The sequence below is a fragment of the Undibacterium sp. Di27W genome (genome assembly GCF_049340345.1).
Classification (GTDB): domain Bacteria; phylum Pseudomonadota; class Gammaproteobacteria; order Burkholderiales; family Burkholderiaceae_D; genus Undibacterium.
The window spans coordinates 371,809-393,927 of sequence record NZ_JBMPOS010000004.1 but is presented as its reverse complement, the minus strand read 5'-3'; the positions used below and the strand labels follow the sequence as shown (position 1 = coordinate 393,927).

Annotated in this window: 21 protein-coding genes; 13 read left to right on the top strand and 8 right to left on the bottom strand. The window is 51.3% G+C overall.

The genetic code is table 11. The features are described 5' to 3' along the window. The first annotated feature begins 201 nt into the window (after positions 1-201). The 7 genes from ccmC to ACO0LF_RS11340 are packed head-to-tail and all read left to right on the top strand — an operon-like array spanning position 202 to position 5,304. On the top strand, positions 202-981 hold the full coding sequence (gene ccmC / locus ACO0LF_RS11370; protein WP_423014199.1) for a heme ABC transporter permease CcmC: 780 nt from the start codon (positions 202-204) through the stop codon (positions 979-981). Continuing rightward, on the top strand, positions 978-1,169 hold the full coding sequence (ccmD, locus tag ACO0LF_RS11365) for a heme exporter protein CcmD (protein ID WP_423014198.1): 192 nt from the start codon (positions 978-980) through the stop codon (positions 1,167-1,169). The genes ccmC and ccmD overlap by 4 nt, the downstream gene beginning before the upstream one ends. Then, positions 1,166-1,612 (top strand): cytochrome c maturation protein CcmE, encoded by a 447-nt coding sequence (ccmE, locus tag ACO0LF_RS11360; RefSeq protein WP_423014197.1) that lies wholly within the window; start codon positions 1,166-1,168, stop codon positions 1,610-1,612. The genes ccmD and ccmE overlap by 4 nt, the downstream gene beginning before the upstream one ends. Beyond that, on the top strand, positions 1,609-3,600 hold the full coding sequence (locus ACO0LF_RS11355; protein ID WP_423014196.1) for a heme lyase CcmF/NrfE family subunit: 1,992 nt from the start codon (positions 1,609-1,611) through the stop codon (positions 3,598-3,600). The genes ccmE and ACO0LF_RS11355 overlap by 4 nt, the downstream gene beginning before the upstream one ends. Beyond that, positions 3,597-4,124: a DsbE family thiol:disulfide interchange protein gene (locus ACO0LF_RS11350; RefSeq protein WP_423014195.1), complete on the top strand. Its 528-nt coding sequence runs from the start codon at positions 3,597-3,599 to the stop codon at positions 4,122-4,124. The genes ACO0LF_RS11355 and ACO0LF_RS11350 overlap by 4 nt, the downstream gene beginning before the upstream one ends. A 1-nt stretch (position 4,125) precedes the next feature. Then, on the top strand, positions 4,126-4,572 hold the full coding sequence (locus ACO0LF_RS11345) for a cytochrome c-type biogenesis protein (protein WP_423014194.1): 447 nt from the start codon (positions 4,126-4,128) through the stop codon (positions 4,570-4,572). 21 nt (positions 4,573-4,593) lie between these two features. Continuing rightward, positions 4,594-5,304, top strand: coding sequence for a tetratricopeptide repeat protein (locus ACO0LF_RS11340; RefSeq protein WP_423014193.1), 711 nt, complete (start codon positions 4,594-4,596; stop codon positions 5,302-5,304). Positions 5,305-5,367: 63 nt separating this feature from the next. On the opposite strand, the gene ACO0LF_RS11335 is transcribed toward ACO0LF_RS11340, so the two are convergent. From ACO0LF_RS11335 to ACO0LF_RS11300, 8 genes are all read right to left on the bottom strand, one after another. Then, complete coding sequence (locus ACO0LF_RS11335; RefSeq protein ID WP_423014192.1) at positions 5,368-6,792, bottom strand: sulfatase family protein; 1,425 nt, start codon at positions 6,790-6,792, stop codon at positions 5,368-5,370. A gap of 180 nt (positions 6,793-6,972) precedes the next feature. Then, entirely contained in the window at positions 6,973-8,427 is a 1,455-nt protein-coding gene (locus ACO0LF_RS11330) for an MBL fold metallo-hydrolase (protein WP_423014191.1), read from the bottom strand. Between the two features lie 30 nt (positions 8,428-8,457). Beyond that, positions 8,458-9,474, bottom strand: a complete 1,017-nt coding sequence (locus ACO0LF_RS11325) for a sulfate ABC transporter substrate-binding protein (RefSeq protein WP_423014190.1) — start codon at positions 9,472-9,474, stop codon at positions 8,458-8,460. Between the two features lie 47 nt (positions 9,475-9,521). Beyond that, positions 9,522-9,932 carry an ExbD/TolR family protein gene (locus ACO0LF_RS11320; RefSeq protein WP_423014189.1) on the bottom strand — a complete coding sequence of 137 codons (411 nt, stop codon included), beginning with the start codon at positions 9,930-9,932 and terminating at the stop codon, positions 9,522-9,524. Beyond that, positions 9,932-10,663 (bottom strand): MotA/TolQ/ExbB proton channel family protein, encoded by a 732-nt coding sequence (locus ACO0LF_RS11315; protein WP_423014188.1) that lies wholly within the window; start codon positions 10,661-10,663, stop codon positions 9,932-9,934. The genes ACO0LF_RS11320 and ACO0LF_RS11315 overlap by 1 nt, the downstream gene beginning before the upstream one ends. Before the next feature lie 12 nt (positions 10,664-10,675). Then, positions 10,676-11,476 (bottom strand): energy transducer TonB, encoded by an 801-nt coding sequence (locus ACO0LF_RS11310; protein WP_423014187.1) that lies wholly within the window; start codon positions 11,474-11,476, stop codon positions 10,676-10,678. 311 nt (positions 11,477-11,787) lie between these two features. Continuing rightward, positions 11,788-12,540, bottom strand: coding sequence for a cytochrome b/b6 domain-containing protein (locus ACO0LF_RS11305; protein WP_423014186.1), 753 nt, complete (start codon positions 12,538-12,540; stop codon positions 11,788-11,790). 30 nt (positions 12,541-12,570) lie between these two features. Next, positions 12,571-13,074, bottom strand: a complete 504-nt coding sequence (locus ACO0LF_RS11300; protein WP_423014185.1) for a rhodanese-like domain-containing protein — start codon at positions 13,072-13,074, stop codon at positions 12,571-12,573. Between the two features lie 413 nt (positions 13,075-13,487). On the opposite strand from ACO0LF_RS11300, the gene ACO0LF_RS11295 reads away from it, so the two are divergent. The 6 genes from ACO0LF_RS11295 to ACO0LF_RS11270 all read left to right on the top strand — a co-directional run bounded on the left by ACO0LF_RS11295 (position 13,488) and on the right by ACO0LF_RS11270 (position 22,110). Further along, entirely contained in the window at positions 13,488-16,337 is a 2,850-nt protein-coding gene (locus tag ACO0LF_RS11295; RefSeq protein ID WP_423014184.1) for a TonB-dependent receptor, read from the top strand. Between the two features lie 344 nt (positions 16,338-16,681). Continuing rightward, positions 16,682-19,129 carry a DUF1549 and DUF1553 domain-containing protein gene (locus ACO0LF_RS11290; RefSeq protein ID WP_423014183.1) on the top strand — a complete coding sequence of 816 codons (2,448 nt, stop codon included), beginning with the start codon at positions 16,682-16,684 and terminating at the stop codon, positions 19,127-19,129. A gap of 66 nt (positions 19,130-19,195) precedes the next feature. Then, a complete protein-coding gene (locus tag ACO0LF_RS11285) occupies positions 19,196-20,647 on the top strand; it encodes a DUF1501 domain-containing protein (protein ID WP_423014182.1) in 1,452 nt (483 codons plus the stop codon). A gap of 23 nt (positions 20,648-20,670) precedes the next feature. Next, positions 20,671-21,084 carry a hypothetical protein gene (locus ACO0LF_RS11280; protein WP_423014181.1) on the top strand — a complete coding sequence of 138 codons (414 nt, stop codon included), beginning with the start codon at positions 20,671-20,673 and terminating at the stop codon, positions 21,082-21,084. Between the two features lie 28 nt (positions 21,085-21,112). Next, positions 21,113-21,712, top strand: coding sequence for a peroxiredoxin (locus ACO0LF_RS11275; RefSeq protein ID WP_423014180.1), 600 nt, complete (start codon positions 21,113-21,115; stop codon positions 21,710-21,712). A 38-nt stretch (positions 21,713-21,750) separates the two neighbouring features. Beyond that, positions 21,751-22,110 carry a hypothetical protein gene (locus ACO0LF_RS11270; protein WP_423014179.1) on the top strand — a complete coding sequence of 120 codons (360 nt, stop codon included), beginning with the start codon at positions 21,751-21,753 and terminating at the stop codon, positions 22,108-22,110. The last annotated feature ends 9 nt before the right edge of the window (positions 22,111-22,119 follow it).

Below are 22,119 nucleotides of genomic sequence, written 5' to 3'. Positions count from 1 at the left end.
CATGCGTCTACATATTCTTATCTGAATTAATTCGCATACTTTTTCAAGACAGCGCGGTATATTGAACTCGTCTTACATCTCTAGGGTTCATTTATGCTCGCTTCACGGCGAGCATTTTTTTCAGAATTTTCTACCGAAACTTTAGTTCATCCAGCCAATTCGCCATTAAGCCAATAAGCCATTTAGTAATAGAGCAAACGTATGAACACTCTGAGTCTGGATCAATTTTCAAGCACGACCAAAACCAGTAGCTGGTTTGCGCTGGCGTCGCCACCGGTTTTTTACCGTGTGGCAGGAAAATGCATCCCCTGGCTGTTTGCGCTTGCTGGCGTGCTGACTTTGGCTGGCCTGGCACTGGGCTTCCTGATCGCGCCTACTGATCAACAACAGGGTGATGCCTACCGCATCATCTTCATCCATGTGCCTGCAGCCTGGCTATCCATGCTGATTTATCTGGCCCTGAGTTTCTGGTCGGCGATCAGCCTGATCTTCAATACCCGCCTTGCTGCCTTACTGGCGCGTGCGCTGGCACCTACGGGCGCTTTGTTTACTTTTCTGGCCTTATGGACAGGTGCATTCTGGGGCAGGCCTACCTGGGGTGCCTGGTGGGTCTGGGATGCGCGCCTGACTTCTGAATTGATTTTGCTATTCTTGTATCTGGGTCTGATCGCCTTGCAAGCGGCGATTGACGACAGTCGCCGCGCTGACCGCGCTGGGGCAGTGCTGGCATTGATAGGTGTCGTGAACATCCCCATCATTTACTTCTCCGTCAAGTGGTGGAATACCTTGCACCAGGGCGCATCTGTCAGCCTGACTGCCGCACCCAAGATGGCCAGCATCATGCTCAGTGGCATGCTGCTCATGACGCTGGCATTGTGGGCATATGTCATCGCCATCGTCTTATGGCGTGTACGTCTGTTGATACTGGACAGGGAAAGACATAGCGCCTGGGTGCAGGCTGCGACGAGGGCAGTATCATGATCTGGCAAAGCTGGTCAGACTTTATTGCCATGGGTGGTTATGCCTGGTATGTGTGGGGAGCGGTGCTGGTATTTTTTGCTGCGCTGGTGCTGGAGTTGTTCAGTGTGAGTCTGTCCCAAAAAAATATCTTGCGCCAGCTAAGGCTGGAGCAACAGGTCCGTGATTCCGAAGCTGGCGGGGCGGTATGAAAGCGCGGCACAAGCGGCTCCTGCTGGTGGCAATCAGCCTGTCTCTGCTCGCTCTGGCGACTTTTTTTATCTTGAGCGCCTTTCAAAAAAACCTTGTGTTCTTTTTTACTCCCACACAAATCAGTGCAGGTGAAGCCCCCTTGCAGCATAGCTTTCGTGTCGGCGGCATGGTGGAAAATGGCAGCCTGAAAACGCTGGACGATGGCATTACAGTGCGCTTTCTGGTAACAGACACACGCAATAGTCTGGCGGTGCAATATCGCGGTATCTTGCCGGATCTGTTCAAGGAAGGTAAGGGGGTAGTGGCGCAAGGCAAGCTGGCGCAGGCAGGCGTATTCATTGCCGAGCAAGTGCTGGCCAAGCATGATGAAAACTATATGCCGCCCGATGCGAAATATGCGATAGACCGGGCACAAGCCAGGTCCGGAGTGCCACTACCATGATCATCGAACTTGGTCATTTCGCTCTGATACTGGCACTGGTTTTCTCCGCCTTGCAAACCATAGTCCTCAGTCTTGGCATAGTCAAACAGCAGCCCGCATGGATAGCGCTGGCGCGGCCACTGGCAAGCTCGCAGTTTTTGCTGATCTTGTTTTCATTTGCAGTGTTGATTGCTGGCTTTGTCGACGGTGATTTTTCTGTTGCCTATGTCGCTACTCATTCAAATACCCGTTTGCCGGTGTTTTATAAAATTGCCGCTAGCTGGGGCGGTCATGAAGGTTCGCTTTTGCTATGGGTATTGATACTGGCTGGCTGGGGTGTGGCAGTCGCTTTGCGTAGTCGTGCTTTGACAGCAATTTTCCTGGCCCGGGTACTGGCTTTCATGGGCGCAATCAGTACTGGCTTTATAAGTTTCATTCTGTTCACTTCCAATCCCTTTACCCGCGCTTTTCCTGCAGTGACGGAGGGGCGTGACCTTAATCCCCTGCTGCAAGACCCAGGCATGATTTTTCATCCACCTCTGCTATATATGGGTTATGTGGGGTTTTCCGTGGCATTTGCGTTTGCTTTGGCGGCGCTCATAGAGGGCAAAGTTGAGCGCGACTGGGCACGCCAGGTGCGTCCCTGGACGCTGGCTGCATGGACCTTCCTGACCCTGGGCATTTTTCTGGGCAGTTTTTGGGCTTACTATGAACTGGGCTGGGGTGGCTGGTGGTTTTGGGATGCGGTAGAAAATGCCTCGTTCTTGCCCTGGCTGGTAGGCACGGCTTTGCTGCATACACTGATCGTCAGCGAAAAACGTGATGGCTTTAAAAGCTGGACTATCCTGTTGGCGATACTGGCTTTTTCGCTTTCACTTCTGGGCACTTTCCTGGTGCGCTCTGGTGTGCTGACTTCTGTGCATGCCTTTGCATCCGACCCGAAGCGAGGAGTATTTATCCTGATCTTCCTGGCGCTGGTCAGTGGCGGTGCTTTGGCTTTGTATGCATGGCGTGCCCCGCACATCCGTTCGACTGCAGGGTTTGCACCGGTATCGAAAGAGACCGCCCTGCTATTGAATAATGTCTTGCTGCTGGTAGTGGCCGCCACCGTGCTACTCGGCACCCTGTATCCACTATTCCTGGATGCCTTGCAATTAGGAAAAATCTCGGTAGGTCCGCCTTATTTTGAAGCCACTTTTGTACCCTTGATCTTGCCCGTATTATTCCTGATGGCCCTGGCACCCTATCTCGCGTGGAAGCAGGCAAAATTAAAGAACCTGGACAGCTTCTTATTGATAGCCCTGACACTTGCTGTGTCTGCGGCTGCATTGCTGAGCTATCGCTACAGCTTCATGTTCGGCCTTGGAACGGGTTTAGGTGTATGGATATTACTGGCTACGGCGGGACAAGTCGGTAAGCGAATATACCGGCCTGCGAGTGACACAAACGGGTGGGGGAGCTGGCATGCACCCTCGCTGGGTTTCTGGGGCATGGTCATCGCCCATGCAGGCGTCGCTATCTTCACGATAGGTGTCAGTGCAGTCAAGAGTCTGGAAACCAGTGAAGACTATCACCTGCGACCAGGAGCGCATGTGCAACTAGCAGGCTATGAGGTGTTTTTCAAATCACTGGAAAAAATCGATGGCCCGAATTACGTCGCAGCCAGGGGCTACTTTGTCGTCAGCAAGGCAGATGCTACTGTACAGCTGGAACCAGAACGTCGCATCTATACCGCACAAAACATGCCCATGACCGAGGCCGCGATTGATAGGGGCTGGCTCAGGGATGTCTATATTTCCCTGGGTGAAGCCAGCAAAGACCAGGGCTGGATGCTCAGGGTGCAAATCAAACCTTTCATGAGCTGGATCTGGGCGGGTTGCCTGGCGATAGCTCTGGGTGGCTTGCTGGCTGCACTGGAACGCAGATATAAACCCGCTACTGTGATTGCCGCACAGCAGGTTCACGCTGCTACGTCCGCTGAGAACTTCCAGAATGCGGAGCCAGCATGAAACGCTTTTTGCTGCCCCTATTTGCTTTTGCGATCTTGCTGGCCTTCCTGGCGATGGGTTTGCTGATACGCACAGATGAATTGCCCTCTGCCTTGATAGGCAAACCAGCGCCCGGATTTTCATTGCCGCAAGTTGAACAGCAGGCACATTTCCAATCGTCCAAGCTCAAGGGCAAGGTGTGGCTGTTGAATGTCTGGGCATCATGGTGCGAGTCTTGCCGCCATGAACACCCGGTACTGCTGAAGTTTGCTGGCCAGCTTTCTGCACCTGTCATTGGGCTTGATTACATGGACAAGGCAGCAGATGCCAAACGCTGGCTCAGTGACTTTGGCAATCCCTATCAACTGTCTGTACAGGATGTCGATGGTCGCGCCGCAACTGACTACGGCGTGGTCGGCGTGCCTGAAACCTTTGTCATTGATATTCACGGCCTGGTGCGCTACAAGCATGTAGGCCCGCTGACTGAGCAAGTCGTATTTGGAAAATTGCAACCCTTGATTGATCAACTGCAGCGTGAGCAATGAGATGAACCCATTTTTTAAAAAATCCATACAATGGGCCTTGAGCCTCACTCTTATATTGACTACTGTCTTCAGTCAGGCAGAAACGCTGAGCATAGATCAGCGGGTACAGAAACTATCTGAGGAATTGCGCTGCCTGGTATGCCAGAACCAGACCCTGGCAGATTCACATGCAGAACTGGCGGTCAATTTGAAACAGCAAATCCGCGAAAAATTCCAGCAAGGGCAAAATGAAAAAGAAATAACTGATTTCCTTGTTGCTCGCTATGGTGACTTTGTGCATTATCGCCCGCCATTCAATTATCAAACTGCGCTGCTATGGATAGGCCCCTATCTATTGCTGCTTGCCGCACTGATCTTTTTGTTTGCCAGGGTCAAAGTCATCTCCGGGACTGATGAGGCCGTTGAAACTGCAATCAGCAGGCGACATCTTTCTGATCCCTTGCTTTAAATTTAATTACTGAATCCAGTCATGTTTTCTTTTTACTTGCTATGCTTTTTTTTACTGGCACTTGCCAGTGCTTTTCCCTTGAGGGTATTGCTGGCATACCGTACTCGCAGCGATGTTGCCAGTGCAAACCAGCCTAAAAATTGCTTGTTGCGTCACGCCTTTGGACTTTCTGTCATCCCGCTATTTGCAGGCATTCTGTATGCTTGTCTGGGTAATATCAATGCGATCAAGCAGCCACAATTTGAGAAAGAATTGAAGACCCAGCAAGCAAAGCCGGAAGTAGGCGAGAAGCAGATACTTGCCATGGTCGATGGCCTGGCTGCCCGCTTGCAAAAACAGCCTGACGATGCAGAAGGCTGGCAACGCCTGGCACGCTCCTATGAGACCTTGCGACGCTTCGATCTCGCCGTCAATGCCTACCAGCAATTGCTACGCCTGCGGCCAGATGATGCGGATGTCTTGACTGATTATGCCGTGACCCTGGCAGTCAGCAGGCAACAGAATTTATCTGGCGAACCTGAACAATTGCTGAAAAAGGCATTGACCATTAAACCTGGCCATATACAGGCACTGGCTTTACTGGGTAGTGCTGCCTATGAAAGACAGGACTACCCGGCAGCTGTCCTCTGGTGGAAAAAGATAGTAGAGCAGTTACCAGCAGGCGATGAAATGGCAGTGTCTATCAATGCCAGTATCAGCAAGGCAGAAAAGCTGGCGACACAAAAGAAATAGAAAACCCCTGATATTTGTAAAATACAATCGATTATCAGGGGCTCACTAGTTATTCTTCCTGCACTACTCTTCCTGCAATGCACGATAGCGATCAGCCTGAGCTTTACCATCGACAGCATGTGTCTTGACATCTTTGGTAATGGGTAGCATTTGCGCATTCCAGCTTTCCCAGTCTTGCTTCAGTTTTGCAAATACCTGGGGATGTTTTTGTGACAGATTGGCCCGTTCACGCGGATCACGTGCGACATCGAACAAAAATTCATTGTCAGCGATCTTCAGATATTTCCAGTCACCGGAACGCACTGCCTTTTGTTTATTGGCCTTGTAGCGCCAGTATAGGGTGCGTGGCTGCACCGCCTGTGTACCCAGGATGACCGGTAAAAGATTCTGGCCATCGCTAGGGTAGGCCGGGTCGGGCGCACCACCGGCTGCGGCCAGCAAGCTGGGTAACCAGTCCATACTGATGGCGACCTGGCTGCTAACTTGTCCCGACTTGATCTTGGCTGGCCAGCGCACGATCGCTGGTACGCGTATGCCGCCTTCCAGCAATTCTGTCTTTTGCCCGCTTAATGGCCAGGTCCTGGAGAAACGCTCACCACCATTATCACTGGTGAAAATCACGATGGTATTCTCAGCCAGACCTTGTTCATCGAGACTTTTCAATATCCGGCCTATGGCAGTGTCCAGTGAGACCACCATTTTCCCATAGGTTTCCAGGCTGCCGCCATCGAGATGAAACAGGGAGTTGATTTCGCGTGATACGGCTTCATCATCCGGCGTTTCCCAGGGCCAGTGCGGGGCCGTGAAATGCAGGGACAAGAAGAAAGGCTGAGCTGGGCTTTGCTGTTTCACATAGGCGACCGCCCGATCCGCGATCAAGTCTGTGTAATAACCTATTTTATTGACTGGCACTTCACCCTCAAACAAACCGTCTTTGGCATCTGGCCCTACGCCGGTTTTGTGGGTGAAATAATCAATGGCACCGCCATAATTACCAAAAAACACATCATAACCACTCTTCAAGGGGCTGAATTTGGGCAGGAAACCCAGATGCCATTTGCCAAACAGGGCAGTCTTATATGACTGCTTTTTCAACAGCGAAGGCAGGGTAGGATGTTCAGGCGGCAAACCTATGGTGTCTGAGGCTCCGGCAATGGGTTCTTCCAGACCACCGCGCAAGCGGTATTGATAGCGCCCGGTAATCAGGCCAAAGCGAGTGGCCGAGCAGACAGCAGAATTGGCATAGGCCTGAGTAAAGCGCAAGCCCTGTTTTGCCAGTTGATCCAGTTGCGGCGTCTGGAAATCGGTTTGTCCATAGACGCTGAGATCAGCATAACCGAGGTCATCCGCCAGGATGAAAATGATGTTTGGCTTTTTTGTGCTGGCAGTATTGTCTGCAGCATTACTGGCTTCACTGATCAGTGAACTCAGTGAAAGGGCAGAAAGGCTGCCCAGCATCTGACGACGTTTTTTATTGAAATGGCTCATGTGTATCTCAAATGAAGAATGCTGATATTGTAAATTTGATGGTGCTGACTATGACATTGAAATACAAGAATATCTTTGTATAAGCACATGCAGTTTGGGATTTGCAAATAAAAAGCCGGGAATGCATTTCAGCATTCTCGGCTCTGCAAACAGACCAAGCAGATCAAATAGACCAACAGATTAATTCACACCAATATAGCTCTGCAAATCAGCCAGCTTGACTGCTTTCTGCCCATGCAAACCGGCGATCTGATCGACATCCAGCTTCAGTTTCTTGAGGTTGTCGTACAGATTCACAGAATAAGGATTAGCCGGCACCAGCGCAGCTGCATTGGCTGCCGGTGGGTTATAGGCATCTGCCTCGACCAGGATTTTCTCGGCTGGCAGATATACCAGGGCGAAAGCATCGTTATGGGTATTTCCGGCGATAGGATAAATTTCTATCGCCCGCTTGCCGTCGGTCAGCACATGCCTGGTCTTGAAAGTATCGAAACGCGCCCTGGCTTTTGATGAGGCCAGACGATCAGGGTTCAGGGCGTGCTGGTTGGCCCAGATTTTTTGATAATAAGCGCGGTTTTCCTGGTGAGTGACGATGATGGCATCTTCATCCACATAAGTCCGCAAACCGCCGGAATGGTCAAAATGGGCATGCGTATTGATGAGGTATTTGATAGGTTTGCCAGGGATGATCTCCTTGGCTTTGGCAATCACGGCCAGTGATCTTTCTTCGCTCAATGGTGCTTCAACGATGACGATGTGATCAGCTTGTTCAATCGCCACGCTATTATGTGTGCCACCGGTCAGGTGATAGACGCCCTCGGCCAGTTTGCTTGAGGTGACCGTGATGACAGGTGCAGTTGCATTGGCCACTTCAGCCGGTGCACTGATTTCTACCGGTGCATTGACTTGCAGCTCAGCCACTTGCAGGTCCAGCACAGGATGGCCACCGAGGCTGCGGACTATATGTGCCGGATATTGTTGCCCACCAAAATCCTTGTACTGGCTAAACTTCGTCAGCAACTCGGTATCACCGAGCACAGGATTATCTATCCAGGTTTTCACCTGTTCCAGCTGATTATTCTTGTTGATGAAACCGACATAGTGATACTTGCCATCAGTATTGAAACTGACTTCCACACCACCTTTGCTGGCTTTGGATGTTGCATTGTTAGCCAGTGCAGCCCTGATAAAGCCATGGAGGCTAGACCAGATTTCGGCGCGACGTTCTTCCAGGCTGGCGCGCTGCGCAGTATTGGTGACAGTGCCGTTGGCTGCCACATTGGTGTTCCAGGCCAGGGCACCACTGACATATTGATCCGGTTTTTGCTCGGTAGCAGTGGGGCGGGCGCGTTTCGGGTCCACAGTTTGCAGGCGAGTTATCTGCACTCGCGCTGCTGCTTTATCATAATCTATCGATGCCTTGTAGCTGCTGACATCAAATTCTGGCCAGGCCAGAGTGGGTGCCGGTGCCTGGCCAAACTGGAACCACTTGCCAGTTCCAGTGAGGCTGACAGATTGCGTATTGTTGACTTTCAATGCATCTGCTGCCGCTTGCAGGCTGGCCGCCTGGGATTGCCCGGCCAGCAAGGCGAATGGTAATAGCAGATGGCCTGCCTTGAGTTTTATCGTATTCATAGTGCTTCCCTATTATTTTGTTTATTGCTTTTAGTTTTGACTGACTTTTGCCGGTTGATAAATCTGGTCGAACACACCGCCATCAGCAAAATGGGTCTTCTGGGTCTTGGTCCAGCCGCCAAAGGTATCGTCTATGCCGAACAGTTTGACTTTGGCAAAGGTGTTTGCATATTTCTTGAGGGCTTTATCTGTCGTTGGGCGGTAATAATTCTTGCCTATGATGTCCTGGGCTTCATCGGTATACAGATAATTCAGGTAAGCCTCAGCGACTTTGCGCGTACCATGTTTATCCACCACCTTGTCAACAATGGCTACAGGTGGTTCTGCCAGCACACTGATGGATGGGGTAATGATCTCGAATTTATCCGCGCCAAATTCTTTCAATGCGAGGTGAGCTTCGTTTTCCCAGGACAGCAAGACATCACCTATTCCGCGTTCAGCAAAAGTCACTGTTGAGCCGCGTGCACCGGAATCAAGTACCGGGACGTTTTTGTACACCTTTTGCACATAGTCTTTGGCTGATGCTTCAGAACCACCGGGTTGTTTCAAGGCATAACCCCAGGCTGCCAGATAAGCCCAGCGCGCGCCGCCTGAGGTTTTAGGGTTGGCCGTGATGACAGAGACGCCAGGCTTGGCCACATCTGCCCAATCCTTGATACCTTTGGGATTGCCCTTGCGTACCAGGAAGACGATGGTGGATGTGTAGGGGGATGCATTATGCGGCAAGCGTTTTTGCCAGGCTTTGTCGAGCAAGCCTGCTTCTGCAATCGCATCGGTATCATAGGCCAGAGCCAGGGTGACCACGTCAGCATCCAGGCCGTCAATCACGGTCCTGGCCTGCTTGCCTGAGCCGCCATGCGATTGCTTGAAGTTCAGGGTATCGCCATTCTTGGCTTTCCACTGTTTGGCAAAAGCCTGGTTGATATCCTGGTACAGTTCACGGGTAGGGTCATACGATACATTCAGTATATTGATGTCTGCCGAGTACGCAGCCTGTGTCAGCGTGCCAAGTATCAGGGCAGAGATTGCCAGTTTTTTTAACAGCATGGATAGTCCTTTCGAAAAATATCTAAATAAATGAATAGTGAAAATAATTAGCCGCCAGGCGAGGTCAGGACTGAAAGCTTGCTGACACCTGATTTCTGTATGGTTGCCATGACCTTGGCAACGGAGCGATAAGGCACGCCTTCATCCGCCTGCAGGCTGAGTGCCAGGTCTGGACTGCTGCTGAGCTGCGACTTCAACTCGGCTTCCAGTGCCTCTTGCGCAATTTCATGCTTGTCGATAAACACTTTATTGGCGGCATCTATGCTGACGGTGACTGACTTGCTGGTGTCAGGCGTAGACGTGGCTGCGGTCTTGGGTAAGTTGATACGCACTGCATTATTAAGCAAAGGCGCGGTGATGATGAAGGTCACCAGCAAGACCAGCATGACATCTACCAGCGGAGTGATATTGATTTCGCTGACCACATCACCACGGTCATTTCCAGTTGAGAAGGCCATTATGCGAGTGCTCCTGCGACAGGGATATCGTGAGTAGTGGTGATTTTGCCAGTGTCTGCAGATTTATTGAGAGGTTTGCTGACACGGAAGGCATTCTTTTGTGCCAGGTTCACAAAGTCGGTGGCATAGTTATCCAGCTCTGCAGCTGTGACTTTCAGGCGGCGGATATAAAAGTTATAGGCCAGCACAGCAGGCACAGCAACGGCAATACCGACACCAGTTGCGACCAGCGCCTCACCGATAGGGCCAGCCACTACGTCTATGCTTGCGGAGGCATTTTTACCTATCGCACTGAGGGCGTGGATAATGCCGAATACCGTACCAAACAAACCAACGAAGGGGGCTGTGCTGCCTATCGATGCCAGCACTGCCAGGCCGCTTTCCAGCGACTGATATTCTTTCTGGATTTGCTGGCGCAAATGACGTTCCAGCAATTCTTGCCTGTCCCAGCTATGTTCCAGGTCATGGCCTTCACCATTTTTCTCATTGACATACAGGGCACCAAAGCCTACTTTTGCCAGACGGGATTTGGGGCTGGCATCGCTGGCGATGGCAGTTGCTGCATCGAGGCTGGTGGCACTCCAGAATTTTTTGGCAAATAATTTATCTTGCTTGGACAAGCGCCAGTGTTGCACGGCCTTGGCAAAAATCAGTATCCAGGTGACGACAGAAAACAGCAGCAAAGCATACAGGGACGCCTGGACGATAAGATTGAGGTAGTAGTCATTCATGATGTGATCTCTTTACAGTTTAAAAATAAGGGGAACGTGTACCCAGCCATCGATAGCCGTCTGCCCGCGTTTGGCAGGCTGGAAAACCCAGGATGTCACAGCCTTGATGGCAGCTTCGTCGAGTATTTGATGGCTGCTGGATTTGGCGATCTGGATATTGTCAGGATGACCGCTGGCCAGTACATGTACTTTCAAGGTGACCTGGCCTTCCAGGCCGCGCCGCTGTGCGGCAGGTGGGTAATTGGGCGCGGGGTTTTGCAAATATCCTGCATAGCCCTTGGGTTCTGTCACTGGCTCTGGTGGTGCTGGTGCCGCTACCGGGGCAGGCGGTGCTGGCGGCGCTGCTACGGCCACGGCCACTGTATTTGCGCTCGGAGCGGTGTCAACTGGCGCAGTATTGACCACTGGCAGATTGTCTGGCGTGGCTGCCCTGGCTGGTGCGGCAACAGGCTTGATCTGTGGCTGTAGCCTGGGTTTGATTTCAGGCGGTGGCGGAGGAGGTGGCAACTCTTTTACTGGCGGTGGCGCAATTTCTATACTGAGTGGCACGACTTTGGCTTTCTCTACGGGGCGAACATCCAAAGGCTGATGCAGGCCATACACCAGCGCGACATGCACACCAGCTACTGCCACTATCAGGGTGTTCAGGTTCCAGTTAAGTTTGCCTTTTTTTTCTTGCGCAGGTAAAACCGTGGCCACTTTTACTGGCGGTAATTCCTGTGCAGATTTTTCCTTGGGTACTACGCGATTCGATCTTCTTACTGCGGATTTTCGCAAGAAAAAGTCACTGCTTTCAAATGTCATGCTGGTCATGTTTTTCCTTTTCTATGTACGAAAATTTTCTTGCGATATTCAAAATTTATCCATGAAAAACGCAGGAAAATTTGCTACTGGACTTGCATGGACTATTGCAGGAAACGTGCCAAGAGAATTGCAGGGAAATAGGTGCTATTTGTAAGGATCATGTCTGGAATTCAGCTATGTCGCCTCGTGATGCTGCTGCAATTTCAACAGTCTGATGAGCTTGATGCATGCCGAAATAATCTGACTATTTAAATGCATTTCTCAAATAAAAAAGCTGCCGTCAAGGCAGCTTTCTACAAGGCTGAGGCATGAAAAAATATTTACCATGCGGGCTTGTCCTGCTGCACTTCTGCTACTTTGGCCTGGGAAAAATAAGCACCACTGGCGAAGTAAATAGTGGCAGCGGCAAAAGCCAGAGACAATATCAGCGCGAGCCAGCGCGGTTTGCTTGATGCAGTGGGGGTATCGTCATCCACTTCTTTCCAGCCTGTGATCATAGGTTTGAGCAGGTTTTGTTTTTTAATTTTCAGATACCAGAATATGGCGAGCAGATGCAAGACTATCAATGCCAGCAAGGCATAAATACTGAGCTTGTGGAATGAGGTCAGTGCGGCCGCAATCTTTGCTGTGACCAGGCTGAACAAAGGGCCAGTAAAATCGATATCATTATTGCTGAACAAACCACTACCTGCCTGCGCAGCAACAGCCAGTAATAATGCAAAGACTGAAATGGCACCCAGGGGATTATGGCCAGGCGCTGACCACAATCCCTGAAAGAACAGACGTATCTTTGCTGGTGATGGAAAAAAACTGCTGAAGCGTGCATGGGTGCCGCCGACAAATCCCCAGACCAGGCGGAAGCTGAGCAGGCCCAGGATAGCCAGGCCTGCCTTGCCATGCAAAGTCATCCAGTTACCGCCGACAAAGCCAGTGACAGTTGCGATCGTAATAGCCAGCACCAGCAGCCAGTGAAACAGGCGCAGCGGCAAGTCCCACAATAAAATGCGCTTTTTATTGTTGGCTGCTGTATTGATTATAGTTTCGCTGCTGGTCGAAATAATGGAGGTAGTCATGCTGTCGTCGTTTCTTTTCTTGCCGGTTCTTTACCAGTCTTTCTTTACCTCTGCCGCAGCGGTGGTGACAGTTGCTGCCGCAGCAGTGCGTGGTGGTGGTACGGCTATTTTGGTGATGGTGCCGCCTTGGGATTCATAATCTTCAGATCCGGTTGCTCCGGCAACGGTGTAGCCATTGGCTGCCAGCAAATCGCCTGCTGCTCCCGCACGCACTGCATGATTGGAAACTGTCAGGATGACGCGCTCCTTGGGTATGTATGCCAGGCTTTTTTCCAATTCCTTGTTCTGGATATTCAGGTACACAGGGAAACTGCCTTTGGCCGTCAGCTCATCCGGACGACGCACGTCAATGACGACCAGTTTTTCAGGCCTGGCCAGCAAGGCGTCGACTTCCTTGCGTTCCAGGCGTTTGGTTTTGTATTTCCATACTTGCTCAGTGGTAGCGCCGCTGGCTGGTGTGGCCGCTGGCTGTGCCATTGCACTGGCAGCAGCAACGCTGAGAAAGAGGGCGATGAAGTTTTTGCGTTTGATCATTTTTAGCTTTCAATAATTAGGGTGTAGGAAGATGGTCTGACTTGAGCCTTAGTGCAACTACCATGCCAAGCCGCTATGCATGCTGCATCCCCCTGAATGCCAGGGTGAGGAGCTTGCGCTAGTTGCGTAGCCAACACCCGCTGATGGATAAGCAGCAATGGCTGGTTTTTGTGCTGTCCATGTATCAGCAGCACCTGGAATATGCATATGCGATGGTATGCCTGATATGCAGCAAAAACTTTGCTGTGTCAGCAGCAATTTCTGCACTTCATCCCAGCAGATGAACAAGATTCAACATGCTTGAAGCAGCCAGAGAACTTTTTATTTCATTTGCTGAGGATCAGCTTGCGTGGCACGCTCTTTGCGATAGCAGCAGGAAACACTTCCTTCAAATGCTACTGGAGCACATACGCATGAGTCATCACCACCAATCTGTACGAACGCCATCCTTCTTTTCTCTCCGTCGCGGCCTGGTTCCCTTTCGCCGTTCGCCTATCGCCAGTGTATTGGCAGGCGCTGCCTTGCTGGCATCTGGCAGCCTGCATGCCGCTGATGGCCCCAGTGTCGCTGAGCTACAAGCGGAAATAGCCCGTCTCAAGGAGATTATTGCCAGGCAAGCGATCAGCAATGCACCTGCTACATCAACTACATCAGCTACGTCGGCAACCAGTGGACAAGCGGCTTCAACCGCCAGCCCTGCAACAGCTCAGGCTGGCAAGACTGCCGCACCAGAAGAAGTCGATACTCTGGGTGCCGTGACGGTACGCAGTCGTAACCGTATAGAGCGTTTGCAAGACGTGCCATTGTCTGTTTCCGTCGTTACGGGCAAGGAACTGGACAGGTTGCAGGCCACTGATATAGGGGCGATCGCCCAGCGCGTTTCTAATGTCTCATGGAACCAGGGTAACCAGCGCACCAGCAGCCTGTCCATACGCGGCATAGGCAAGCAAGGCCAGACCGAGGCGCAAGACCCCAGCGTGGGTCTGATCGTCGATGGCGTCAACTATGCCTATAATGCTTTGTCCTCCAGCTATGACTTCACTGATGTCGAGGCAGTGGAAGTCACCCGTGGCCCGCAGGGAACTCTGCTGGGTAAGAATACCAGCGTAGGCGTCATCAATGTCACGACACGTCGTCCTTCGTTTACACCGGATGCCAGTTACTCGCTGACCTTCGGCCAGAACGATACTGTGCAGGGGCGCTTTTCTGCTGGTGGATCCATCATTGATGACTTGCTGGCCTGGCGCGGTACCCTCAGTGTCAGCAAGGGCGCTGGCGATATCACCAATCTGTACAACAAAAATATTACCTATACCAATAAAGACAGGGTTTCTGGCCGCGTACAATTCTTGCTGACACCGACCAAGGACTTCAGTGCCCGTATTGCCTTTGATGCCCAGCCCAGGGCAGGTGAAACCACCAATGGTCGTACTATCAATACGCCAACACCGACAACATTCGCGAATGGCACTGCGAATACCTTGAGCACGGATGCCAGCACGCGCCTGGCGCGCCGCTGGTTCACGCAACTGGGTAGCTATACCTACCAGAATGATTATTTGAATGGCGGCGGGCAAAATGCCGTCAATAATGATTACCAGCGCCCTTTGATCACTGGTAGCAATGGCGCATCGGCAGAATTGAACTGGAACCTGGGCACACATACCCTGACTTCAATTACGGCCTATAAAGACTATCATTTCAATGCCGTCAATGATGAAGGCACACCATTTGATATCTATCGCAATGCAGGCGGTTTCTGGAATGATTATCGCCAGGCCAGCCAGGAATTACGCCTGACTTCACAACCTGGCGGCAAGGTCGATTACCAGACTGGCTTGTTCTTCCTTGATGTCACCAATAGTGCAGATTACCGCCGCCAATGGGCCAACGATGCCGGTGCCTGGTTTGCCAGCGCCAGCCAGTACAGCACCCTGGACAAGGATGGGGCGGGCCGCTACCTGCTGCAAAACTCTCTCGATGGCTTGAACATGTCCTTTAATAGCCCGGCTGGTTTGCAAAAAATCAGGAACAAGAGCGCTGCTGCATTTGCCCAGGCTGACTGGCATTTGAATGATGACTTCACCCTGACGACAGGCTTGCGTTATACCTATGAAAACCGCACGAATACTGCCAGCACGCTATTGAAAGATTATGGCTTTGCGCCTGAACTCAATCCTGTTGCCATCAATGGTGTGCAACTCGGCGGCTTTTCATCAAATAGCGCGGGTGTGCTGAATGCAGGCAATACTGCCAGCCAACTGACGCTGGCCGATCAGACTGCCAATAAATATTTTGGCACGACCATCACCGGCGCTGCTGGCTCTGCCTACAACAGCCTCAGTACCGCCCAAAAAGCCCAGGTGGCAGCCGCCAAGGCCTTGCGCCAGTCACAAATAGGGGTATTGTTCAATCCGGTACAGGCAGAAGCTTTCAAGGGCGGTTTACCTGCTTTTGTCATCAGCCCTTCGTATAAGATCAATGACAACGTCACTGGCTATGCTTCCTGGCAATATGGGGAAAAGGCTGGCATATCCCAGGTCACCAATGGGGTATCCAATCTCGTCAAGGCAGAAAAAACCAGTGCCTTTGAATTTGGTTTGAAATCTGCCTTGCTGGACAATAAGCTGATCTTGAACGCAGCATTGTTTGTCATGGATATCAAGGATTACCAGCAGGCTGTGCGTGTGCTGGATGTCTACACTACCAATCTGAACAATGACGGTACTAATTACTACACTTCAGCGACTGGTAATGTGCCCAAGGTCAGGGCGCAGGGGCTGGAAATTGACGGTGTCTATAGCGGCTTGCCGAATACCCTGGTGCGTTTCTCGGGTGCCTATAATGATGCACGCTACAAGAGTTTCACCAACTCGGCACAGCCATCTGAAAACGGCTATACCGGTGCTGCGCCTTATCGCGATGTCTCTGGCCAGGCTTTACCGGGGGCGGCAAAATACAGTTTCAATGTGGGTATAGATTATCGTATCCCTGTGCTGGGTAACAGGGAATTCCATGCCAGCACGAATACCCTGTATAACAGCAAATATAACTCGGACAATGCCTTGTCCGATTATGGCTGGGTAGCTGCCAAAAGCATTACCGACCTGGCGATAGGCATAGGTAGCCGCAATCAATCCTACGACCTTAGCCTGGTGCTCAAGAATGCCTTCAATGACAACACGCCTTTGCTGAAGACCTGGAATAGTTTTACGCCAGCAGTACCGCGCTGGATAGGTGTCACACTGAGCGGCAAGCTGTAATCATCAGGATACGCGCAAGCGAAAAACCAACCCAGGCTTATGCCTGGGTTTTTTGTTGGTACGTTACAAAACGATACTTTCTGCTGTGCATGAAACAGGCAGTCATGTGGCTTGTTTTTAAATCAGCAGGACACTTTGCAAGTGTTTGAAAAATAAGCAGTCAAGAGAATGCCAGTGCCATTACGAATTTTATAAATTCCTATATTTATCAATGACTTATGATTTATTTTATATGAGTCTCATTGGTGGCGCGATAGTTGCTATTGATAGTGAAAAGCCTAGTTCACCCATTATTACCAGGGAGTATTTCATGATTAAAACCCAGCATCAGCAAGGAGTGCGCGATGTTTAAGCCACTTGCACTCGCCATCACCTTGGCCTTGTCAGGCACTGCCATCAGCCTCAGTGCTGCAGAAGAAACTAAAGCTGTCGCCAAGACCCAGGCCGCAGTTGCCCAGGGCTGGGCTTACCAGCCTCTGAAAAATCCTGAGCTGCCTGCAGTCAAACAAAAAAGCTGGGTACATACGCCAGTTGATAACTTCATCCTGGCACAGCTAGAAGCCAAGAATATCAAGCCCTCGCCAGATACTGACAGGGCCAGCTTCATACGCCGCGCCACGCTCGATACCTGGGGCGTGATACCGACACCAGAAGAAGTGCAGGCTTTCGTCACAGACAAGTCTCCCAAGGCCTATGAAAAGCTGGTGGACAGGCTGCTGGCTTCAAGCCGCTATGGCGAACGCTGGGGTCGTCGCTGGCTGGACCTGACCCGCTACGCTGATAGTGATGGTTTCAATGCGGATGGCACACGGCCGAATGTCTGGCGTTATCGTGACTACGTCATCAAGGCGTTCAACGATGACAAGCCCTACAACCGCTTCGTCCAGGAACAACTGGCCGGTGATGAACTCTTCCCTGGCAATCAGGAGGCATTGATCGCCACTGGTTTCTTGCGCAATTATCCTGATGAAGTCAATGCCCGTGACTTGAATCTAAAGCAGGTGGAAATCGCCACTGATCTGACTGATACGGTAGGTTCGGTCTTCCTCGCCACCACAGTAGGTTGCGCTGCCTGCCACAATCACAAGTTCGACAAGATTTCGCAAAAAGAGTATTACCAGTTGCAATCCTTCTTCGTGAATGCCAGTGCCAGCGATGACATCATCGCCGCGACCGGCAAGCAAAAAGAAGACTATGAATTGAAACAGGCAAAGTGGGAAGCCACTACCAAGGACATCCGTGACAAACAGGAAGCCTTGATACGTCCCATCATCGATAAGGCAGAGGCTGACCGTTTGCTGGGCTTTGTACCAGCCACGCGTGACTCCATCACCAAGCCAGAAAATGAGCGCACTGCCTACGACCGCTGGATTTACCACCGCAACCTGTGGACCATGCAGGGACGTACCCGCAATGCGGTTAATCAACTAAAAACCAAGGACAAGGAAGGCTACGAGAAATACCAGAAACTCGAAGCTGAGCTGAAGAAGTTTGACAACATCAAACCCAGGCATCCTGGCTATATCTCCGCCATGACCGAGCTTGGTCATGCAGAAGCGCCGCCTACCTATGTACTGGCAAATGGCATCTATGACAGGCATCTGGAAGAAGTGCAACCAGGTTTCCTGTCTTTGCTGACCAGTGAAAAACCCAATATCGTGCCGACCGCCACCTCATCTGGTCGTCGCACGGCACTGGCGAACTGGCTGACCAGCGAGAATAATCCTTTGCCTGCCCGTGTGTTTGTGAACCGCGTCTGGGCCCAGTATTTTGGTCGCGGCATTGTTGAGTCAGTCAGTGATTTTGGCAAGATGGGCAACAAGCCCAGCCATCCTGAATTGCTGGATTACCTGGCCAGCAATTTCATCAAGGAAGGCTGGAGCGTCAAGAAGTTGAATCGTCAGATCTTGCTATCGAATGTCTATCGCCAGTCATCTGCTGAACGCGAAGATACCAAAGTAACCGACCCAGGCAACAAGTTGCTGGCATCTTTCCCAAGACAGCGCCTGGATGCAGAACAGATACGTGATTCCTTACTGCTTGCCTCTGGCTTGCTGGAAGAAAAGCTAGGTGGTCCATCCGTCTTGCCACCAGTGCCGAGCAACTTCAATGCTGGCAATGCCTGGGTCACATCGACAGATCCACATGACTATCACCGTCGTAGTGTCTATGTCTTCACCCGCAGGAATATTCCTTACCCGCTACTGGAAACCTTCGATATGGCGAACCCACAACTGGTACACAGCAAACGCGATGTGACTACCACTGCACCGCAGGCTCTGGCGCTGATCAATAGTGACCTGGTATTCCAGTGGTCGCAAGCGCTGGCGGGCCGGGTATTGCGTGAGGCCGGTAATAGTGAGTCGGCACAGATAGATCGTTTGTACCAGATACTGTATGCGCGCTTGCCAGATAAAACCGAAAAGGCGACTTTGCTGGGCTTCCTCGACAACCAGGAAAAAATCACCCAAAAACAGATCGCCGACGGCAAAAAAGTAGGTGTGCCTGAAGGCTTTGGTGAGTCAGTTGAACTCAGAAATAACATCGACAAACTGTATAAGACCGCCTATGGCCGGTCGGCAGACCGTTTCGAAAAAATCGCCTTCCTGGAATTTTTGGAAAAGCAAAAACAGGCCAAACCAAAGTCTGGCCAGGGCGATGATGATGCCGATGCCGGCAATACACCAACTGCCAGGGACGATAGCCAAAAGCTCAACAAGGCCAGGGCTGCAGCCTTCCTCAGCCTGGTGCATGCAGCGGCCAATTCCAATGAATTCAGTTACCGCTTCTGATGCCAGCGCATCAGCTTGAAAATACGAAGATACAAAAATTAATAATCGAGTGAAAAGGGAAATGTCATGACCAATAAATCACGCCGCGACTTTTTGTCACATGCTGGACTGGGCCTGGGTAGCCTGGGGTTGGGGGGATTAACTGCGGGAGGACTTCTGGGCGGCGGCTTGCTGTCGAGTGCTCAGGCAGCGACATTTGATGATCCGTTGGCCTTGAAAGTCGCCCATCATGCTGCAAAAGCCAAGTCGGTCATCTGGCTGCACATGGCCGGTGCGCCAAGTACCCTGGACTTGTTTGACTACAAACCCGATCTCATCAAGCTGGCTGGCCAGCCCATGCCAGACTCATTCTCCAAAAATCTCAAGACTGCGACGGATGGCGGTGTCGGTGCCCTGTATGCGACCAAGCGTACCTGGAAACAGTATGGCGAAAGCGGCGCCTGGTTTTCTGACCTGGTGCCAAATATCGCCAAACAGGCGGACGATATCTGCTTCATCAAAGGTAGCAAGACTGAAGGCAGCACGCACGTGATTTCTTCACTGAAATTGCATACCAGCGCCCTGACACCTGGCCGCCCGGCTTTGGGTGCCTGGATCACTTATGGCCTGGGTAGCGCCAATCCTGACCTGCCCAGCTTCGTCGTCTTGCCAACCGGTTATGACAATAGCGGTGGTGGCCGTGGCCAGACGATATGGAGTTCCGGCTTCTTGCCAGCGACTTACCAGGGTACGGCTTTCCGCCAGGGTGATTCACCCATCCTGCATCTGGACAGGCCAGCCCTGGTCTCATCTGCTGAGCAAAAAAATACCCTGGACCTGATACGCAAATTGAATACCCAGCATGCCTCGCGCTACCCATCTGACAGTGAACTGGAGGCGCGTAACCGTTCTTATGATCTGGCTTACCGCATGGAATCATCTGCACCTGAAGCCGTTGACCTGAACAAGGAGAGCAAAGAGACCAAGACGGCCTATGGCCTTGATGATGAAGCAACCAAGGACTATGGCACCAATCTCTTGCGCGCCCGTCGCCTGGTTGAGCGTGGCGTGCGCTTTATTCATGTCATTTCAGGCTCAAACGACAAAACCTATGGCAGCTGGGATGCCCATAACAATATTGAGAAAAACCATGCTGTCATGGCCAAGTCGGTAGACAAGCCCATCGGAGCCTTGCTGGCTGATCTGAAAGCCCGCGGTTTGCTGGATAGCACCCTGGTGGTATGGACATCAGAATTTGGCCGCACACCTTATGGACAGACTGGTGATGGCCGCGATCACAACCCCTGGGGTTATACGACATGGATAGCGGGCGGCGGTTCCAAGGGCGGCTATACCCACGGTTCTACTGATGCCATAGGCTTGCGCGCAGAAACTGGCCTGGTCGATACTTATGATTTGCAGGCAACCGTCCTGCATCTGTTGGGCTTGAACTACCGTAACCTGACCTATACCCACCAGGGCCGTTCAGAACGCGCCACGACCGTATTTGGCGAAGTCGTCAAGGAACTGATCGCCTGATAGGGGAGTAACAGGATGCAGCAATGAAAAAGAAATTGATAAGGAAATCGATAAAGAGCACGGTACTGCTGCTGAGTTTGCTAGCCGCTATGACGAGTTTGGCGAGTTTGGCCGTAGCAGTAGCCGAAGTGGATATGGACTTGATGCAGAGAATAGAAGAATCCACCAAAAGCGTGGATTCTAATATCTCGTTAAAAGATGGCAAGGCGGCATTGGCAGACGCTCGCGAGATAGAAGAGATGTTCAGCCAGGTTGAGCTATATTACAAACACAAGGGTGATGCTACTGATGCGATTGAATATGCGCGCAAGAGCAAGAATTTTGCTACTGAACTGATACGGCAAGTCAGTGAAAAAGACTTTGACAATGCGTCGGCCACGGTCGGTGCATTGGCGAAGTCGTGCAAGACCTGTCATCAGGTTTATAAGAAAAGTTGAATAAGAGTCTGTTGCAGAAAGAAGGAAAATGAGAAAAAGCGTAATCAAATTCAGTTTATTGCTGGCATTGGCAGCGATGACTTCAGTCACTATGGCAGCCTTGAAGGAAGGTGATGCTGCGCCGGATATCAAGGCGCAAGCATCGCTGTCAGGTAAAAGTTTTACCTATTCACTGAAAGACGCGCTGAAGAAAGGACCAGTGGTGGTGTATTTCTATCCTTCAGCCTTTACTGGCGGTTGCAATATACAGGCACATGGTTTTGCCGTAAATCATGAAAAATTCCAGGAGGCGGGAGCTACGGTAGTCGGCGTGTCTCTGGATAGCATCAGCAGTCTCAATGATTTTTCTGCTGACCCCGATTATTGCGCAGGTAAATTCCCCGTTGCATCTGATATCGATGGCAAGATTGCCAAAAGCTATGACCTGGCAGTGACCGAGACGCCTGCAGGGCGCAAAGATACGCGAGGTAATGAGATTGACCACGGGCGGGCAGAGCGCAGTACTTTCATCGTCACTGCGAGTGGCAAGGTATATGCAGCAATAGGCGGACTGACACCGGAGCAAAATGTGGCTAAGGCGCTGGAAGCAGTACAGAAGCTTGCTGCCAGCAAAACTGCCAAACTATGAAACCAGTTGTCGTTGTGAAACGGTATGGATTACTGCTAGTGTTGTCTATGGTCGTCATGGGACCAACATCGGCGGCCAGCATGCTCGATTTTGATATCTGGATGCGCAAGATAGATAAAAAAATAGTCGATGTACAAAAACGCATATCGCAAAAAGAGGACGAGGCGGCCATACAAAGCGCAGAAGAAATCGAGGATCTGTATTTGAAGATGGAAAACTACTTCATTCAGATCAAGCATCCCGACGAGGCCGTGCAAATGTCCAGGGATGGTAAAGATGCCGCAGCCATCATCAGTGCATCGGTGCGTAATCAGGACTATGATAAAGGAACACTGGCGGCTGTCAGTATCGCCAAGGCCTGTAGTGCCTGCCACGACAATTACCGTCCCTTTAAATAAATTAAAGAA

Coding starts and splice junctions, on each gene's coding strand:
- ccmC (WP_423014199.1), top strand. CDS start 202: ATGAACACTCTGAGTCTGGATCAATTTTCAAGCACGACCAAAACCAGT.
- ccmD (WP_423014198.1), top strand. CDS start 978: ATGATCTGGCAAAGCTGGTCAGACTTTATTGCCATGGGTGGTTATGCC.
- ccmE (WP_423014197.1), top strand. CDS start 1,166: ATGAAAGCGCGGCACAAGCGGCTCCTGCTGGTGGCAATCAGCCTGTCT.
- ACO0LF_RS11355 (WP_423014196.1), top strand. CDS start 1,609: ATGATCATCGAACTTGGTCATTTCGCTCTGATACTGGCACTGGTTTTC.
- ACO0LF_RS11350 (WP_423014195.1), top strand. CDS start 3,597: ATGAAACGCTTTTTGCTGCCCCTATTTGCTTTTGCGATCTTGCTGGCC.
- ACO0LF_RS11345 (WP_423014194.1), top strand. CDS start 4,126: ATGAACCCATTTTTTAAAAAATCCATACAATGGGCCTTGAGCCTCACT.
- ACO0LF_RS11340 (WP_423014193.1), top strand. CDS start 4,594: ATGTTTTCTTTTTACTTGCTATGCTTTTTTTTACTGGCACTTGCCAGT.
- ACO0LF_RS11335 (WP_423014192.1), bottom strand. CDS start 6,792: ATGAGCCATTTCAATAAAAAACGTCGTCAGATGCTGGGCAGCCTTTCT.
- ACO0LF_RS11330 (WP_423014191.1), bottom strand. CDS start 8,427: ATGAATACGATAAAACTCAAGGCAGGCCATCTGCTATTACCATTCGCC.
- ACO0LF_RS11325 (WP_423014190.1), bottom strand. CDS start 9,474: ATGCTGTTAAAAAAACTGGCAATCTCTGCCCTGATACTTGGCACGCTG.
- ACO0LF_RS11320 (WP_423014189.1), bottom strand. CDS start 9,932: ATGGCCTTCTCAACTGGAAATGACCGTGGTGATGTGGTCAGCGAAATC.
- ACO0LF_RS11315 (WP_423014188.1), bottom strand. CDS start 10,663: ATGAATGACTACTACCTCAATCTTATCGTCCAGGCGTCCCTGTATGCT.
- ACO0LF_RS11310 (WP_423014187.1), bottom strand. CDS start 11,476: ATGACCAGCATGACATTTGAAAGCAGTGACTTTTTCTTGCGAAAATCC.
- ACO0LF_RS11305 (WP_423014186.1), bottom strand. CDS start 12,540: ATGACTACCTCCATTATTTCGACCAGCAGCGAAACTATAATCAATACA.
- ACO0LF_RS11300 (WP_423014185.1), bottom strand. CDS start 13,074: ATGATCAAACGCAAAAACTTCATCGCCCTCTTTCTCAGCGTTGCTGCT.
- ACO0LF_RS11295 (WP_423014184.1), top strand. CDS start 13,488: ATGAGTCATCACCACCAATCTGTACGAACGCCATCCTTCTTTTCTCTC.
- ACO0LF_RS11290 (WP_423014183.1), top strand. CDS start 16,682: ATGTTTAAGCCACTTGCACTCGCCATCACCTTGGCCTTGTCAGGCACT.
- ACO0LF_RS11285 (WP_423014182.1), top strand. CDS start 19,196: ATGACCAATAAATCACGCCGCGACTTTTTGTCACATGCTGGACTGGGC.
- ACO0LF_RS11280 (WP_423014181.1), top strand. CDS start 20,671: ATGAAAAAGAAATTGATAAGGAAATCGATAAAGAGCACGGTACTGCTG.
- ACO0LF_RS11275 (WP_423014180.1), top strand. CDS start 21,113: ATGAGAAAAAGCGTAATCAAATTCAGTTTATTGCTGGCATTGGCAGCG.